The 242-nt window shown below is 36.0% G+C and carries 1 protein-coding gene; it reads right to left on the bottom strand.

Features of this window, described 5'->3' with window-relative positions:
- Positions 1 to 242 (bottom strand): tetratricopeptide repeat protein (locus IEX97_RS13325; RefSeq protein WP_229776955.1); only part of this gene is annotated, 242 nt, incomplete at both ends.

Here is a 242-nt window from a genome sequence, read left to right as displayed (position 1 = left end):
AATCATTAAATTGATGGTGATTTAATTGCCATTGACTTTGAGCGTAATTAACAGCAATTTGAATATCATCAGAATTCAATGCGTAAGCCGTTTTAAACGCTTGGTTGGCATCATCCCATGCTTCTTGAGTTGTGTACAATCGCCCTAATAAGTACCAACCACGTGGATCCAAAGGATTATTATCCACGCGAGTTTTAAGTTTCAAAATTAATTCCTGTGGGCTTTTAATTGACTTTAAAACC

The organism is Paenalicyclobacillus cellulosilyticus (assembly GCF_014647315.1).
Classification (GTDB): domain Bacteria; phylum Bacillota; class Bacilli; order Alicyclobacillales; family Alicyclobacillaceae; genus Alicyclobacillus_J; species Alicyclobacillus_J cellulosilyticus.
Note: the sequence above shows the minus strand (reverse complement) of the source record. Positions and strands in the feature narration are given on the sequence as shown.